The organism is Pseudomonas sp. LBUM1676, assembly GCF_059695605.1.
Window position 1 is genome coordinate 3,538,523 of the sequence record NZ_CP166777.1, and the last position, 16,566, is coordinate 3,555,088.

The 16,566-nt window shown below is 60.4% G+C and carries 15 protein-coding genes and 1 pseudogene; 12 read left to right on the forward strand and 4 right to left on the reverse strand.

The window, feature by feature from the left end; genetic code table 11:
- The first annotated feature begins 32 nt into the window (after nucleotides 1–32).
- The 3 genes from ACA041_RS16345 to ACA041_RS16355 all read left to right on the forward strand — a co-directional run bounded on the left by ACA041_RS16345 (nucleotide 33) and on the right by ACA041_RS16355 (nucleotide 3,953).
- On the forward strand, nucleotides 33–1,400 hold the full coding sequence (locus tag ACA041_RS16345) for an NAD(P)-dependent oxidoreductase (RefSeq protein WP_497442090.1): 1,368 nt from the start codon (nucleotides 33–35) through the stop codon (nucleotides 1,398–1,400).
- Nucleotides 1,401–2,675: an NAD-dependent dihydropyrimidine dehydrogenase subunit PreA gene (preA, locus tag ACA041_RS16350; RefSeq protein ID WP_497433837.1), complete on the forward strand. Its 1,275-nt coding sequence runs from the start codon at nucleotides 1,401–1,403 to the stop codon at nucleotides 2,673–2,675.
- Nucleotides 2,676–2,936: 261 nt separating this feature from the next.
- On the forward strand, nucleotides 2,937–3,953 hold the full coding sequence (locus tag ACA041_RS16355) for an RHS repeat-associated core domain-containing protein (protein ID WP_497433839.1): 1,017 nt from the start codon (nucleotides 2,937–2,939) through the stop codon (nucleotides 3,951–3,953).
- 44 nt (nucleotides 3,954–3,997) lie between these two features.
- On the opposite strand, the gene ACA041_RS16360 is transcribed toward ACA041_RS16355, so the two are convergent.
- Nucleotides 3,998–4,618, reverse strand: a complete 621-nt coding sequence (locus tag ACA041_RS16360; RefSeq protein WP_497433841.1) for a TetR/AcrR family transcriptional regulator — start codon at nucleotides 4,616–4,618, stop codon at nucleotides 3,998–4,000.
- 145 nt (nucleotides 4,619–4,763) lie between these two features.
- On the opposite strand from ACA041_RS16360, the gene copC reads away from it, so the two are divergent.
- Entirely contained in the window at nucleotides 4,764–5,129 is a 366-nt protein-coding gene (gene copC / locus ACA041_RS16365) for a copper homeostasis periplasmic binding protein CopC (RefSeq protein WP_497433843.1), read from the forward strand.
- Nucleotides 5,130–5,132: 3 nt separating this feature from the next.
- Nucleotides 5,133–5,990, forward strand: a complete 858-nt coding sequence (copD, locus tag ACA041_RS16370; RefSeq protein WP_497433847.1) for a copper homeostasis membrane protein CopD — start codon at nucleotides 5,133–5,135, stop codon at nucleotides 5,988–5,990.
- A gap of 18 nt (nucleotides 5,991–6,008) precedes the next feature.
- On the opposite strand, the pseudogene ACA041_RS16375 reads toward copD, so the two are convergent.
- Nucleotides 6,009–6,086: pseudogene (locus tag ACA041_RS16375) on the reverse strand (outer membrane lipoprotein carrier protein LolA); the annotation flags it as partial.
- A gap of 166 nt (nucleotides 6,087–6,252) precedes the next feature.
- Here ACA041_RS16375 and ACA041_RS16380 point away from each other — a divergent pair.
- The 7 genes from ACA041_RS16380 to ACA041_RS16410 all read left to right on the forward strand — a co-directional run bounded on the left by ACA041_RS16380 (nucleotide 6,253) and on the right by ACA041_RS16410 (nucleotide 13,566).
- The gene (locus ACA041_RS16380) at nucleotides 6,253–7,548 is read left to right on the forward strand and encodes an OprD family porin (RefSeq protein ID WP_497433851.1); all 1,296 of its coding nucleotides are present in this window, start codon (nucleotides 6,253–6,255) and stop codon (nucleotides 7,546–7,548) included.
- A 283-nt stretch (nucleotides 7,549–7,831) separates the two neighbouring features.
- The gene (locus ACA041_RS16385) at nucleotides 7,832–8,650 is read left to right on the forward strand and encodes an NAD-dependent epimerase/dehydratase family protein (protein WP_497433855.1); all 819 of its coding nucleotides are present in this window, start codon (nucleotides 7,832–7,834) and stop codon (nucleotides 8,648–8,650) included.
- Nucleotides 8,651–8,695: 45 nt separating this feature from the next.
- The gene (locus tag ACA041_RS16390; protein ID WP_497433860.1) at nucleotides 8,696–9,583 is read left to right on the forward strand and encodes an SMP-30/gluconolactonase/LRE family protein; all 888 of its coding nucleotides are present in this window, start codon (nucleotides 8,696–8,698) and stop codon (nucleotides 9,581–9,583) included.
- A 67-nt stretch (nucleotides 9,584–9,650) separates the two neighbouring features.
- Nucleotides 9,651–10,622 carry a TRAP transporter substrate-binding protein gene (locus ACA041_RS16395; RefSeq protein WP_497433865.1) on the forward strand — a complete coding sequence of 324 codons (972 nt, stop codon included), beginning with the start codon at nucleotides 9,651–9,653 and terminating at the stop codon, nucleotides 10,620–10,622.
- Nucleotides 10,623–10,700: 78 nt separating this feature from the next.
- Nucleotides 10,701–11,228, forward strand: coding sequence for a TRAP transporter small permease (locus tag ACA041_RS16400; RefSeq protein WP_497433869.1), 528 nt, complete (start codon nucleotides 10,701–10,703; stop codon nucleotides 11,226–11,228).
- A complete protein-coding gene (locus ACA041_RS16405) occupies nucleotides 11,228–12,508 on the forward strand; it encodes a TRAP transporter large permease (protein ID WP_497433874.1) in 1,281 nt (426 codons plus the stop codon). Before ACA041_RS16400 ends, ACA041_RS16405 begins: the two co-directional genes overlap by 1 nt.
- Nucleotides 12,509–12,693: 185 nt before the next feature.
- Nucleotides 12,694–13,566: an aldose 1-epimerase gene (locus ACA041_RS16410; RefSeq protein ID WP_497442091.1), complete on the forward strand. Its 873-nt coding sequence runs from the start codon at nucleotides 12,694–12,696 to the stop codon at nucleotides 13,564–13,566.
- Here ACA041_RS16410 and ACA041_RS16415 read toward each other — a convergent pair.
- A complete protein-coding gene (locus ACA041_RS16415; RefSeq protein WP_497433878.1) occupies nucleotides 13,563–15,290 on the reverse strand; it encodes a PAS domain-containing hybrid sensor histidine kinase/response regulator in 1,728 nt (575 codons plus the stop codon). The genes ACA041_RS16410 and ACA041_RS16415 overlap by 4 nt on opposite strands.
- Entirely contained in the window at nucleotides 15,274–16,437 is a 1,164-nt protein-coding gene (gene ercA / locus ACA041_RS16420) for an alcohol dehydrogenase-like regulatory protein ErcA (RefSeq protein WP_150744558.1), read from the reverse strand. Before ercA ends, ACA041_RS16415 begins: the two co-directional genes overlap by 17 nt.
- Between the last annotated feature and the right edge of the window lie 129 nt (nucleotides 16,438–16,566).

The following is a 16,566-nucleotide window of genomic DNA, read 5'->3' on the forward strand; positions in this document are numbered from 1 at the left end:
GCAGCACCTCAAATAACCGTGAGGCCAATACCGTGATCAAGACCCTGAACCACCTCCCGCACCCCCATGAAGATGCGGTCGCCCTCGCCAGTCATTTCACCGACCTGGCACCGCCACTCAACGACCGCCAGGCCTACCTGGAAGCCTCGCGCTGCCTGTATTGCTACGACGCGCCGTGTGTAAATGCCTGCCCGAGCGAGATCGACATTCCCTCGTTCATCCGCAACATCCACCAGGAGAACGTTCAGGGCGCCGCACAGAAAATTCTCTCGGCCAATATCCTCGGTGGCAGTTGCGCGCGGGTGTGCCCCACGGAAATCCTCTGCCAGCAAGCCTGTGTGCGCAACAACGCCCACGAATGCGCACCGGTGCTGATCGGCCTGTTGCAACGCTATGCGGTGGACAACGCGCACTTCAGCGAGCACCCGTTCCAGCGCGCCGCCGCCACCGGCAAGCGCATCGCCGTGGTCGGTGCCGGTCCCGCCGGGTTGTCCTGCGCTCACCGCAGTGCCATGCACGGGCATGACGTGGTGATTTTCGAGGCGCGGGAAAAGGCTGGCGGCCTCAACGAATACGGGATCGCCAAGTACAAGCTGGTGGACGATTACGCGCAGAAGGAGCTTGAGTTCCTGATGCAGATTGGCGGCATCGAAATCCGCCACGGCCAGAAGCTCGGCGATAACCTGACCCTCAGCGAGCTGCATCAGCAATTCGACGCGGTGTTCCTCGGCCTTGGCCTCGCGGCCAGCAAGCAACTGGGTCTGCCCCATGAGGATGCAGCCGGCTTGCTCGCCGCCACCGATTACATCCGCGAACTGCGCCAGGCCGATGATCTGACCCAACTGCCCCTGGCGGATCACTGCATTGTGCTGGGCGCCGGCAACACCGCGATCGACATGGCCGTGCAAATGGCCCGTCTCGGCGCTCGCGATGTCAACCTGGTGTATCGCCGAGGTGTCGAGGACATGGGCGCCACCGGCCACGAGCAGGACATCGCCAAGGCCAATCAGGTGCGTCTGCTGACCTGGGCTCAACCCGACGAAGTACTGCTCGACCATCAGGGCCAGGTGCGCGGCATGCGTTTCGCCCGCACGCATCTGGTGGAAGGCCTTCTGCAGACCACCGGGGAAACCTTCGAACTGGCCGCCGACGCCATTTTCAAAGCCATCGGCCAGGCCTTTGACGCCGGCGCCCTCGCCGATCCGCTGGCCCGTGAACTCAAGCGCGAGGGCGATCGAATCCTGGTCGACGAACAGCTGTGCACCAGCATCCCCGGGGTGTATGCCGGCGGCGACTGCACCAGCCTCGACCAGGACCTCACCGTGCAGGCCGTGCAGCACGGCAAGCTGGCTGCCGAAGCCATCAACGTCCAACTCATGCTCAACGTGGAGGCTGCGTAAATGGCCGATCTCTCGATAGTCTTCGCCGGCATCAAAGCCCCCAACCCGTTCTGGCTGGCCTCCGCGCCACCGACCGACAAAGCCTACAACGTGGTCCGCGCTTTCGAGGCCGGCTGGGGTGGCGTGGTCTGGAAAACCCTGGGTGAAGACCCGGCGGCGGTCAACGTCTCGTCGCGTTATTCGGCGCACTTCGGGCCGAATCGTGAAGTGATGGGCTTCAACAACATCGAGCTGATCACCGATCGCACCCTGGAGATCAACCTGCGGGAAATCACCCAGGTCAAAAAAGACTGGCCGGACCGCGCGCTCATCGTTTCGTTGATGGTGCCCTGTGTCGAAGAGTCGTGGAAATTCATCTTGCCGCTGGTGGAAGCCACGGGTGCCGACGGCATCGAGCTGAACTTCGGCTGCCCCCACGGCATGCCGGAACGGGGCATGGGCGCGGCGGTCGGTCAGGTGCCGGAGTACGTCGAACAAGTCACCCGCTGGTGCAAGACATACTGCTCGCTGCCAGTGATCGTCAAGCTCACGCCGAACATCACCGACATCCGCGTCGCCGCCCGTGCCGCCCATCGTGGCGGCGCCGATGCGGTGTCGCTGATCAACACCATCAACTCGATCACCAGCGTCAACCTCGAACGCATGGTCGCCAATCCCGCCGTCGGCAGCCAGAGCACCCACGGCGGATACTGCGGTTCGGCGGTCAAGCCGATCGCGCTGAACATGGTCGCCGAAATCGCACGCGATCCACAGACCCAGGGCCTGCCGATCTGCGGCATCGGCGGGATCGGCAGCTGGCGCGACGCGGCGGAATTCATCGCTCTTGGCAGCGGTGCGGTGCAGGTGTGCACGGCGGCCATGTTGCATGGGTTTCGGATAGTCGACGAGATGAAGGATGGTTTGTCACGCTGGATGGACAGTCAAGGCTATGCCAGCGTGTCGCAGTTTTCCGGTCGGGCGGTGGCCAACACCACCGACTGGAAGTACCTGGACATCAATTATCAGGTGATTGCGAAGATTGATCGGGAGGCCTGCATCGGTTGTGGCCGCTGCCATATCGCCTGCGAAGACACCTCGCACCAGGCGGTGGCCAGCCTCAAGCAAGCGGATGGCACGCATAAGTATGAAGTGATCGATGAGGAGTGCGTGGGTTGCAACCTGTGTCAGATCACCTGCCCGGTACAGGATTGCATCGAGATGGTGCCGATGGAGAATGGCAAGCCGTTTCTGGATTGGAATCATGATCCGCGCAATCCCTACCACGTCGCCCCCTAAGGCAGGCGCCGGCTGAACTGCCGCCTTCGCGGGCAAGCCTCGCTCCTGCAGGGTTGTTTGGTGTACATGAGATGTGTGGACAGCATCGAACCCTGTAGGAGCGAGGCTTGCCCGCGAAGAGGCCAGCAGCCCCACCGAAATACTCAAAACTCCAACCCAATCCCCGCCCAACGCCCACCAACCTATCAGTTCTGCTAGTAGACGCCCCCCCGCAATATATTCGAAGCTGGCACCCATGTAATTCGCCAGTGAGGCCCCACCATGTCCGCTTCATCATTGAAGATTCTGTGCCGCTATCAATACGACCCACTGGACCGCCTCATGGGCGTGGGGCTTCTGGAGCGCGCCAGCACTCAGCGCTTCTATCAGGAAGACCATCTGACTACCGAGCTGGATGAGCAGACGCAACGAACCATCATCCGCCATGAAGCCCAGCCGTTGGCGCAACAACAAAGCACAAGCGGCGTCACCGAAACCAGTCTGCTGGCAACCGATCAGTCTCATTCGCTGCTGCAGACCCTCGGGGGTACAAATCCGCAGCAAATGGCCTATACCGCCTACGGTCACCATCCGGCAGAAAGTGGTTTAAGCCGCTTGCTTGGATTCAACGGTGAATGCCCTGACGCAATAACGGGACACTATCTTTTGGGTCAGGGCAAGCGGGCTTTTAATCCGGTATTGATGCGCTTTAACAGTCCGGATGAGTTGAGCCCTTTTGGTAAAGGGGGGATTAATCCGTATTCTTATTGCGGAAATGACCCGATCAACCATTACGATCCGACTGGCAACGTAAGACTAAAAATTGTGAACCAACACGGGCGTTTTCACTTTTTCCCTCCACCCCCCAGCCCCCAAAATACAATTCGGCACTCCTCCTCGACCATTGCCCGACCGGGTCGTTCAGCATCATCGTTCAATCCAGTTGCTGTCGTTCCAATCGCCAACCCACAAACATCAAGTGAACTAATAACCTTAGGCGGACATATTTCCTCCAATACAATGCGCGGTAGTTCCGGCGGAAACCTGTCGCCTCAACAAGTAGACTTGAAAAACTTCGAAGTTTTATATGATCTTAACAAGCTAAAGCCCGACTTCAAAACAGTAAGCACCCAAGACCAATTTAATAGGCTTAAAGAAATTAAACACAGTATCCACACCACTAAGAACAATGATACTCGAGAACAAATCCGCGAAGAAATAAGGGCCACTTTTTTACAAATTAAAAAAACCAGCGCAATCAACTATTCCGAAATTAAAGCCAAAGCAATAAGAAAGTAACTGTACATGGAAATACCTGATACTATTTTATAGTATTGCGCGGGCTACGGCTCCAACCCAATCCCTCGTAAAATAACACTGGTCACCGTCTGCACCGCCCGCTCGAACTGCATGTCCGACAACGGCTGATGATCATTCAAAATATTCACCTGATGATCAAAGTCAGCATAATGCTGGGTCGAAGCCCAGATCATATACAACAGGCTTGAAGGCTCCACCGGCAGGATGCGTTTATCCTCCACCCACTGGCGGATTTTCGCTTCTTTCATCTTGGCCCAGTCGTACAGGCTCGCATCCAGCGCGACACCCAGTGTTGGGGCGCCGTGGATGATTTCGTTGGCCCAGACTTTGGAGCCGTAGGGCCGGCTGCGGGAGTGGTTCATTTTGGCGCGGATGTAGCTGCTGAGCACTACCCGTGGGTCGTCGAACATTTCGAAGCACAGGGCGTCCTGCTTCCAGACTTCGAGCAGGTCGAACAGCACGGCGCTGTACAGTTCGTGCTTGGTGCTGAAGTAGTAATGCAGGTTGGAACGCGGCAGCTGCACCTCGGCGGCGATGTCGGCCATGGCGGTGCTGCCGAAGCCTTTTTCGGCGAAGACCTTTTCGGCCCCCAGCAGAATTTTTTCGACGTTACTGCGGCGAATCTCGATCTTGTGATTGCCCATGAGGGCTCCCTGACAACAGCGTTGATCAAGACTAGCATCCGCTCTACCTCGGGGCGACAAGGGAAAACGAATCTTCCTACGCCCGGCTTCACGCTCACACAGGTAAACTGCCCGCTTCTTCGAACCTGCCTCTAAGGTATCCACGATGCTGCTCAAGAACGCCCTGACCACCGCCGCCCTCCTCGGCTCACTGCTCACCGCCTCTTCGGTATGGGCCCATGCCCACCTGCAAAGCCAGACCCCGGCCGCCGACAGCACCGTGAGCGCGCCGTCGGAACTGCGCCTGGTGTTTTCCGAAGGCATCGAAGCGACCTTCACCAAAGTCACCCTCAGCAAGGACGGCGCCCAGGTCCCGGTGAAAAGCCTGACCACCGAAGGCAGCGATAAAAAAATCCTGGTCGTGACCCCGGCGGCGCCTTTGGCGGCTGGGGCGTACAAGGTCGAATGGCATGCAGTGTCGGTCGACACCCACAAAAGCGAAGGTGCCTACGGCTTCAAGGTTGGCCAGTAACTCATGACGGACGCGATGGTGCTGTGCCGTTTCCTGCATTTCACCGTGGTGTTGATGCTGTTCGGGGCCTGGGTATTCAAGCCGCTGTTGCTGGGCCGTGAAACAACGCTGGATGGACTGCTGGCGCGGGTCAGCCGATGGCTCGCGGTGGTGGCGTTGGTCAGCGGTGTCGGCTGGTTGTTGTTGATCACCGCCAGCATGGCCGGCACCTGGGAGGCGGCATTCGATCCGTCGACCTTGGGACTGGTGCTGGACAAGACGTTTTTTGGCCAGGTGTGGCGCTGGCATCTGCTGCTCAATGGGCTGTTGGTGGCGTTGCTGCTGACGCCGCTGCAAGGCAACTTCCCCATGCGGATAGCCTTGAGCGGGCTGTTGCTGGTGACCCTGGCTCCGGTCGGCCATGGCGCCATGCTCGACGGTCTCGAAGGGCAATTGCTGATTTTCAACCAGGTCATCCACCTGATTTGCGTTGGCGCCTGGCTTGGGGGATTGATGCTGTTGGTGATGATCCTGCCACGACCGGCTGCGCAGTCCGTTGAAGCGATATTGCGACGCTTCAGCGGGGTCGGTTTTGCCTTGGTCGCGGGATTGCTGGTCACGGGCCTGATCAATGTCCGGGTACTGACCGGGGCGTTCTGGCCGACGCCGTTGCTGAGCGGATTTGCCTTGATTCTGTTGATCAAGGTGCTGCTGGTGGCTGCGATGCTCGGGTTGGCCCTGTTCAATCGGTTGCGGATCAAGGATTGCGATCGGCGCATGCCGGCATTGCGTGCCAGCGTAATGCTGGAGTGGATGCTGGGGATCGGCGCGGTGGCGGCGGTTTCGCTGTTGGGAACCATGCCGCCCATGATCATGAACTGAAGTACACCCCCTCCCCCTTGTAGGAGCGAGCTTGCTCGCGAAAAACCTGAGAGCGCCGCGGGGTGTCAGGTTTCCAGCGTTATCGTTGACGACCATCGCGAGCAAGCTCGCTCCTACAGGGTTTTCAATTGACTACGACTAAAGTCGTTAAGTCATCGTATAACTTCTGATTGACACCCCCAAAACTCCCGTAAATAATCGCTCCATGTTGTACGACGACGTATGACAAAATAAAAACAATAAGATCAAAGGGAGCGTCACAGTGAGCAAGCTCGTCCGCAATTCCTCCTTCAGCACCCCTCGCCCCGCCTTCGCGTGCCGTCATACCCTGAGCCTGATCAGCTTCAGCAGCCTGGCTTTCGCCCTGCCCTTGACCGGCAACGCCGAAGGCTTCGTCGATGACGCCAAGGCCACGCTGAACCTGCGCAACGCCTACTTCAACCGCAACTTCACCAACCCTGCCAACGCCCAGGGCAAGGCTGAAGAGTGGACGCAAAACTTCATCCTCGATGCCAGGTCCGGGTTCACGCCGGGGCCTGTGGGTTTTGGCGTCGACGTACTCGGCATGTACTCGCAGAAGCTCGACGGTGGCAAGGGTACGGGCGGCACGCAGTTGTTGCCGATTCATGACGACGGCCGCCCCGCGGACAATTTCGGGCGAATGGGGGTGGCGCTCAAAGGCAAAATTTCCAGGACCGAAGTGAAGGTCGGCGAATGGATGCCAGTGTTGCCGATCCTGCGCTCCGACGACGGCCGTTCCTTGCCCCAGACCTTCCGCGGTGGCCAGGTGACGTCCACCGAGATCAGCGGCCTGACGCTCTACGGCGGTCAGTTCCGCGCCAACAGCCCGCGCAACGACGCGAGCATGGAAGACATGTTCATGAACGGCAAGGCCGCCTTCACCTCCGACCGGTTCAACTTTGGCGGCGGTGAATACGCGTTCAACGACAAGCGCACCCAGGTCGGCGTCTGGTACGCGGAACTCAGCGACATTTATCAGCAGCAGTATTTCAACCTCAGCCACAGCCAGCCCATCGGCGACTGGACCCTTGGCGCCAACCTCGGCTACTTCATCGGCAAGGAAGACGGCAGCGCCCTGGCCGGCGACCTCGACAACAAAACCGCGTTCGCCATGCTCTCCGCCAAATACGGTGGCAACACGTTCTATATCGGCCTGCAAAAACTCAGCGGCGACGACGTCTGGATGCGGGTCAACGGCACCAGCGGCGGCACCCTGGCCAACGATAGCTACAACGCCAGCTACGACAACGCCAGGGAAAAATCCTGGCAGCTGCGCCACGACTACAACTTCGTCGCCCTCGGCATTCCCGGCCTGACGATGATGAACCGCTACATCAGCGGCGATAACGTGCACACCGGTACGATTACTGACGGCAAGGAATGGGGCCGCGAATCGGAGCTGGCCTATACCGTGCAGAGCGGCGCGTTGAAGAACCTCAACGTCAAATGGCGCAACGCGACGATTCGCCGGGATTTCAGTACTAACGAGTTTGATGAGAACCGAATTTTCGTCAGCTATCCGATTTCGTTGTTGTAAGGCTTGTTCAGGCTGCTTTTCTGTAGGAGCGAGCTTGTTGCGGGCGGCGTTCCGACGATGGACGTTAACGAAAACGCGTGCTTTCTGGTTGAACGCGTCGCCCTGTAGGTCTTCGCGAGCAAGCTCGCTCCTACAGGGGGGTACGTTTAACGGGAGGGATAATCTTCCGTCAATTTCCACCAAAGTGACGTTGACAAGACCCGGAAACCCTAACGATACTTCTGCACAGTCGTACGACAACCTACAACAAATTCAACAATGATTCTGCGTCCAGGAACTTGCCATGACCACCACGCCCAACGCCCCTTTCAACCGCCTGCTGCTGACCGGTGCCGCCGGCGGCCTCGGCAAGGTTCTGCGCGAGCGCCTGCGTCCGCTCGCCAAGGTGATTCGCCTGTCGGACATCGCCGATATCGCCCCGGCCATCGATGATCGCGAAGAAGTCGTCACCTGCGACCTTGCCGACAAGCAGGCCGTGCATCAACTGGTCGAGGGCGTGGACGCCATCCTGCACTTCGGCGGCGTGTCGGTAGAGCGTTCGTTCGAAGAAATCCTCGGCGCCAACATCTGCGGCGTGTTCCATATCTACGAAGCTGCGCGCCGGCATGGCGTCAAGCGGGTGATCTTCGCCAGCTCCAACCACGTGATCGGCTTCTACAAGCAGGACGAAGTGATCGACGCCCACTCCCCGCGTCGCCCGGACAGCTACTACGGCTTGTCCAAGTCCTACGGCGAAGACATGGCCACGTTCTACTTCGATCGCTATGGCATCGAGACCGTCAGCATCCGCATCGGCTCTTCGTTCCCGGAGCCGCAAAACCGCCGGATGATGAGCACCTGGCTGAGCTTCGGCGACCTCACGCAGTTGCTCGAGCGCGCGTTGGTCACCCCTGGCGTCGGCCACACCGTGGTGTATGGCATGTCCGACAACAAAAATGTCTGGTGGGACAACCGGTACGCCACCTGCCTTGGTTACACCCCTCAGGACAGCTCCGAAGTGTTCCGCGACAAAGTCGAAGCCCAGCCCATGCCCCCAGCCGATGATCCGGCCCGGATCTACCAGGGTGGCGCCTTCTGCGCGGCCGGCCCGTTCGGCGACTGAACCTGCACAGATCCCAACAACAAAAACCCAAGGGAATGAGCCGCCATGCACGCTCAATTGATTGTCGATGCCCGTAACGCGGTCGGTGAAAGCCCGGTGTGGGTCCCCGAGGAAAACGCCCTGTACTGGGTCGATATTCCCGCCGGGTGCCTGCAGCGCTGGAGCACCGACAGCGGTCATGTCGATAGCTGGACCGCGCCCGAAATGCTCGCCTGTATCGCGCGTCAAAGCGATGGAAGCTGGGTGGCCGGACTGGAAACTGGCTTCTTTGAACTGCACCCACGTAACGACGGCAGCCTCGACAGCCAATTGCTGGCCCAGATTGATCACACCCGTCCCGACATGCGCCTCAACGACGGTCGTTGCGATCGGCAGGGACGCTTCTGGGCCGGCAGCATGGTGCTGAACATGGGCGCCAACGCTGCCAATGGCACGCTGTATCGCTACAGCGCCGGACAACACGGACCGCTCGCCGCGCAGCTCGACGGATTCATCGTGCCCAACGGCCTGGGCTTCAGCCCGGATGGCCGCACTATGTATCTGTCTGACTCCCATCCCTCGGTCCAGCACATCTGGGCCTTCGATTACGACATCGACAGCGGCACGCCGTCCAGGCGCCGGCTGTTCGTCGACATGAATCAGTTCCCCGGACGCCCCGACGGCGCCGCCGTGGATGCCGACGGTTGCTATTGGATCTGCGCCAACGACGCCGGGCTGATTCATCGTTTCACTCCCGATGGCCGGCTGGATCGCTCCCTCGCGGTTCCGGTGAAGAAACCGACCATGTGCGCCTTCGGTGGCAGCCGACTGGACACGCTGTTTGTGACCTCGATCCGTCCCGGTGACGACCAGGACGAACAGTCGCTGGCCGGCGGCGTGTTCGCCCTCGATGCCGGTGTGCAAGGCTTGCCGGAACCTCTTTTCAACCACTAGCTGCATCTGCTTGTGCTGCACCGCTGCGCCTTGAATACAAAAAAATAACAAGACTGGAGAGACACCCATGGACTTCAAACGCACCTTGCTTGCCGCTGCACTCCCCTTGGCCTTCACCCTCAGCAGTGCCGTCCAGGCGCTGGAAATCAAATTCGCCGACATCCACCCCGCCGGTTATCCGACCGTCGTCGCGGAAGAGCAACTGGGCAAGACACTTGTGGCCGACAGCGGAGGCAAACTGACATTCAAGATGTTCGCCGGCGGTGTGCTCGGCTCGGAAAAAGAAGTGGTGGAACAGGCTCAGGTCGGCGCCATCCAGATGGCCCGGGTGAGCCTGGGCATCGTCGGGCCGGTGGTGCCGGACGTAAACGTGTTCAACATGCCTTTTGTCTTCCGCGACCAGGCGCACATGCGTAAAGTCATCGACGGTGAAGTCGGCGACGAGATCCTCGCCAAAATCACCGATTCCGAATTCGGCCTGGTCGCCCTGGCCTGGATGGACGGCGGTACGCGCAACATCTACACCAAGAAACCGGTGCGCAGCCTGGCCGACCTCAAGGGCATGAAAATCCGCGTACAAGGCAACCCGATGTTCATCGAAACCATCAACGCCATGGGCGGCAATGGGATTGCGATGGACACCGGCGAGATCTTCAGTGCGTTGCAGACCGGGGTGATCGATGGCGCGGAAAACAACCCGCCGACCCTGCTCGAACACAACCACTACCAGAACGCCAAGTTCTACAGCCTGACCGGGCACCTGATCTTGCCCGAGCCGATCGTGATGTCGAAAATCACCTGGGAAAAACTCACCCCCGAGCAGCAGGTGCTGGTGAAGAAAACCGCCAAGGCCGCGCAAGCCCAGGAACGCACCCTGTGGGACGCAAAATCCACCAGCAGCGAAGAGAAACTCAAGGCAGCCGGCGTCGAGTTCATCACCGTCGACAAAAAACCTTTCTATGAGGCCACCGCCTCGATCCGCGAAAAATACGGCGCGCCCTACGCCGATCTGATCAAGCGCATCGAAGCCGTCCAGTAACCCTCCCTGCCCTCATGAAAGGCCCGGCGCCGCTGACGTTGGTGTTTGTCAGCGCGCGCCCGGTTACGGTGGAACCCGATGAAGAATCTGCTGCTACGTATCAACGACAGGATTTACATGACCTGCATCTGGGTCGCCGGCCTGTCGGTCCTGGCCATTTCCCTGATCATTCCCTGGGGTGTGTTTGCCCGCTACGTGCTCGGCACCGGCTCGAGCTGGCCGGAGCCCACCGCGATCCTGCTGATGATGGTCTTTACCTTCATCGGTGCAGCCGCCAGTTATCGCGCCGGTGCGCATATGGCCGTGGCCATGCTCACCGACCGCATGGCACCCGAACTGCGCAAGACCATGAGCATCGTCTCGCAGCTGCTGATGGCAACAATCTGCGTGTTCATGACGGTCTGGGGCACCAAGCTTTGCCTGTCGACCTGGAACCAGTTCATGAGCGCCCTGCCCACCCTGCGCGTAGGCATCACTTACATGCCGATCCCCGTGGGCGGCCTGCTGACCTTGATCTTTGTCCTGGAAAAACTCTTGCTCGGTGACCAGAGCAACCGGCGGGTCGTGCGTTTCGACCTGGTTGAAGAAAGCGAAGGTGCCGCCTGATGGACGCTCTGATTCTGCTTGGCAGTTTTATCGCTTTGATCCTGATCGGCATGCCGGTCGCCTACGCCCTGGGCCTTTCCGCGCTGATCGGCGCGTGGTGGATCGACATTCCATTCCAGGCCCTGATGATTCAGGTCGCCGGTGGCGTCAACAAATTCTCGCTGTTGGCGATTCCGTTCTTCGTCCTGGCTGGCGCGATCATGGCCGAGGGCGGCATGTCCCGGCGGCTGGTGGCGTTTGCCGGGGTGCTGGTGGGTTTCGTGCGCGGCGGCTTGTCGCTGGTCAACATCATGGCCTCGACCTTCTTCGGCGCGATCTCCGGTTCCTCGGTGGCGGACACCGCGTCGGTCGGTTCGGTGCTGATTCCAGAGATGGAACGCCGGGGTTATCCCCGGGAGTTCGCCACGGCGGTCACCGTCAGCGGCTCGGTGCAGGCACTGTTGACCCCGCCCAGCCACAACTCGGTGCTCTATTCCCTGGCGGCTGGCGGCACGGTATCGATTGCTTCGCTGTTCATGGCCGGTGTGGTCCCGGGGCTGTTGATGAGCGCGTGCCTGATGGTGCTGTGCCTGATCTTCGCCAGGAAGCGCAATTACCCCAAGGGTGAAGTCATCCCCATGCGTCAGGCGCTGAAAATCTGCGGCGAAGCGATGTGGGGCCTGATGGCCATGGTGATCATCCTCGGCGGCATTCTCTCGGGTATCTTCACCGCGACCGAGTCGGCGGCGATTGCGGTGCTGTGGTCGTTCTTCGTCACCATGTTCATCTACCGCGACTACAAGTGGAGCGAGCTGCCGAAACTGATGCACCGCACGGTGCGCACGATTTCGATCGTGATGATCCTGATCGGCTTCGCTGCCAGCTTCGGCTACATCATGACCCTGATGCAGATCCCGTCGAAGATCACCACGATGTTCCTGACCCTGTCGGATAATCGTTATGTGATCCTGATGTGCATCAACGTCATGCTGCTGTTACTGGGCACGGTAATGGACATGGCGCCGCTGATCCTGATCCTCACGCCGATCCTGATGCCGGTGATTCTGGGCATTGGCGTGGACCCGGTGCAGTTCGGCATGATCATGCTGGTGAACCTGGGGATCGGTTTAATCACGCCGCCGGTGGGTGCTGTGCTGTTTGTGGGGTCGGCGGTGGGCAAAGTCAGTATCGAAAAAACCGTGAAGGCGCTGCTGCCGTTCTATGGGGTGCTGTTCCTGGTGCTGATGGCCGTGACCTACATTCCTGCTCTGTCGCTGTGGTTGCCGCATTTGGTGTTGTAAAAGCGGTAGGCAGTTTTTCCTGTGGAGCATGATCCCTGTGGCGAGGGAGCTTGCTCCCGCTGGGGCGCGCAGCGGCCCCCTGTATTTTCCAGACAGACCGAGTTGACTGGATTTGCGACTGCTGCGCAGCCGAGCGGGAGCAAGCTCCCTCGCCACAAAAGCCCTCAATGAGCCTGAAAATCAACATGACGCCAACACTCCTCGAACTCGAAGACGGACTCACCCACCTCACCCTCGCCCCCGAACTCGGGGGCAGCATCGTCAACTGGACCGTGCGCAACACCGGTCAGCCGCTGCTGCGCCACAGCGACAGCCACGCGCTGAACACCGGTCTGCCGGGCAAGCTCGGTTGCTTTCCCTTGGCGCCATGGTCTAACCGTATTTCCGAAGGTGGCTTCGACCGCCCCGACGGCTGGCTGGCACTGACGCCCAACAGCCTCACCGATCCTCTGCCGATTCATGGCAGCGCCTGGCAACAGCCGTGGCAGGTGCTTTCGCACACTCAGGATGAAGTCGTCCTGCAACTCGACAGTACGACGCCCTTCGCCTATCGCGCCCGGCAACGATTCCACCTGAGCGAGGGCAAGCTGAGCATCGATCTGCACGTCACCCACCTGGCCGAACTCGCCGCCTGGCATGGCTTGGGCTTACATCCCTATCTGCCGCGCACGGCGGGCACCCGATTGCAGGCGCAGGCCCGACAAGTCTGGTTATGCGACGCTGTAAAATTGCCGACAAAACTGACTTCGCTGCCCGCCGAATGGGATTTCCAGCAACTTGAACAGTTGCCCGACACCCTGGTCGACAACGGCTTCTGCGAATGGGACGGTCACTGCCTGATCCAGCAACCGGACCTTGGCTATGAACTGCAATGCCAGGCTACCGGCAGCGATTACTACCTGCTCTACTGCCCGGTGGGCCTGGGGTTTTTCTGCATCGAGCCGGTGAGCCACCCGGTCAATGCCCATCACCTGCCGGGGCGGCCGGGGTTGGTGTTGCTCGAGCAAGGTCAGTCCACGCAACTGGGTTTGAGCCTGCAGTATCGCCCACTCGACTAGCCCAGCATCTGACTCAGCACTGCGCGCAGCTTGCCGGGTTTCACCGGTTTGTTCAGCAGCGGTGCCTCGAGCTTGAGCAAGGCGCTGCGGCACTGGTCGGTGCGGTCCGCGGTGATGATCACCGCGGGGATCGCCTGGCCGAAATGCTGACGCAAATGCCGGACCACCTCACAGCCCACCACCCCATGATCGAGATGGTAGTCGGCCAGGATCAGTTCCGGTGCCTGGCCCTGCAAGGCCGTCAGCGCAGACGCTTGATCGGTGGCGATCACCACTTCGCAGCCCCACTGCCCGAGCAGCGCGCTCATGCTTTCAAGGATGCTGACTTCGTTGTCCAGCACCAGCAAGCGCCGACCCGGCAGTGGGTTGCCGGTACCCGGCAGGGGCACGGCCTGACTGATCGGCAACGGAATTTCACGGGAAATCGGCACGTCGATGCTGAACATGGAGCCGCGCCCCGGCCGCGAATAAACCTGAATCCGGTAGTCGAGGATTTTCGCGATGCGCTCGACAATCGCCAGGCCCAGCCCCACACCCTTGCGGTCGGCGGCGCGACCGACGTCCAGTTGGTTGAACTCGAGAAAGATCGAATCCAGCCGATCCGCGGCAATTCCGCGTCCAGTGTCCCAGACCTCCAGGCGCAGCATTGCGCCCCGCCGCCGCGCCCCCAGCAGGATGCTGCCCGAGTCGGTGTAACGGCAGGCGTTGCTGAGAAAGTTGCGCAGGATCCGCGTCATCAGGCGCAAGTCGGTGCTGATGGCGAAGTCGCCCATGTGCACGCGCAGGTTCAACCCGGCGGCTTCGGCCACCGAGCGGAATTCCGACACCAGCGGCCCCAGCAACTCATCGAGGCGGTACAGCGCAACGTCCGGCTTGACCGCGGCCTGATCGAGCCGGGAAATGTCGAGCAGATCGGTGAGCAAATCTTCGGCCCCTTCCAGGGCCTGGTGGGTACGCTCCACCAGCACCTGCTCGACCTCGGGCAGTTTGCGCTCGCGCAGGGTCGAGATCAGCAAGCGCGCGGCGTTGAGCGGTTGCAGCAGGTCATGACTGGCGGCAGCGAGGTATTTGTCCTTGCTGCGATTGGCGGCCTCGGCGGCGTCCCGGGCATCGCGCAAGGCTTCTGCGATCTGTTTGCGCTGGGTGATCTGCTGCTGCAGGTTGCGGTTGGCTTCGAGTAATTCGTCGGTGCGCGCGGTGACCCGCTGTTCCAGTTCATCGTTGAGTTGTTGCAGGCGCTGCTGGGCCAGCTTGCGTTCGGTGATGTCGGCGACAAACCCTTCCACCAGACCTTCCTGATCGGGCTTGAGCAACAGGTTCATCAACACGTCCAGACGGCTGCCGTCCTTGCGTCGCAATTGGGTTTCGTAGCCATGCAGGCTGCCCTGGTGCCTGAGGATCTCGCCGATGTTTTCCAGTTCCTGCGCCCCGCCGACGAACAGGTTGCTGGCCAGGTCCGCCAGCGAAAACAACACCTCCTGCGGATTCTGGTAGCCCAGCATCCGCGCCAGCGCCGGGTTGGCGGCGCGCATGCCTTCAAGCAGGCTGGCCTGGAAGATCCCGTGCACGGCGTTTTCGAACAACCACTTGTAGCGATTGCGCTCGGCTTCCAGCTCATCCAGGCGCGCAGCCAGTTCCGGGTAATGACTCTTGCGCGCCGAATGGCTGCCTAATCCGAGTAGTCCGGCCAGCGCCCGTTGTTGCTCCTCAGAGGGCTTCGCCATAGACGACCTCGACATCACGCTGACTGGACTCGCGCGGGTTGGTGAGGATGCACGGGTCGTGCATGGCGTGTTGCGAGAGGAACGGAATGTCCGCCATGCTGACCCCGTGCAGGCCCAGGGTTTCATGGAAGCCGATCGCATGTTTGAGGGCGATCAGGTGTTCCACCAGGCGCCCGCAGATCTGCCGGTGATTGAGGCCGCGGCAATCGATGCCGAAGGTCTCGGCGATCACCTTGAAACGCTCGGGGGCGGAGTTGTAGTTGAACGCCACCACGTGTTCCACCAGCACCGCATTGCACAGGCCGTGGGGCAGGTCGAGAAAACCGCCGAGGCTGTGGGACATCGCATGCACCGCGCCGAGGATCGCGTTGGAGAACGCCAGCCCGGCCTGCATGCTGCCGAGCATGATCTTCTCGCGCAGGGCGATGTCGTTGGGGTTGGCGATCATCTGCACCAAGTTGCCATTGATCAGGCGCATGGCTTCCAGGGCATGGGGATCGGTCAAGGGTCCGTGGCCGGTAGAGACAAAGGCCTCGATGGCATGCACCAGGGCGTCGATGCCGGTACAGGCCGACAGGAACGGGTCCATGCTCAGGGTGGTTTCCGGATCGATCAGCGACACGTCCGGCACCACGGCCTTGCTGACGATGGAGAACTTCATGCGTTCCTGCTGATTGGAAATGATCACGAATTGCGAGACATCCGCCGAGGTGCCGGCGGTGGTCGGAATCAGGATCAGCGGCGGGCTGGGCACGCGGATGGTGTCCACGCCCTCGAACTCGAGGATGCTGCGCCCGTGGGCGACGACAATGCCGATGCCCTTGCCGCAATCCATCGGGCTGCCGCCGCCGACGGCGACTATCACATCGCAATGGTTTTCCCGGTACAGCTCGGCGCCGAGCATGACCTCTTCGACCCGCGGATTGGGTGATACGTCGCTGTACAGGAAGTAATCGATGCCCTGGGCTTGCAGGCTGGCCTCGACATCGGCCACCCATCCGGCGGCAATCACCCCGGGATCGCTGACCACCAGCACCTTGCGGGCACCGAAGGTCTTGGCGTAGTTGCCGACGTTATGCCGGCAGCCGGCACCGAAGATGATTTCAGGAGAAACGAATTTACGCAGCTGGCTGAGACTCTGGCTCATTGGAAAGCCTGTTTTTTATTGTTTTGGAAGGTAAAGCCACACTAACGCATCCGGCTGCGAATGCAATCAGACCAAATGGGTAGCAGGCTGGTGTACTCAGACTCTGGATTCACCAGAGATTCCCTGTGG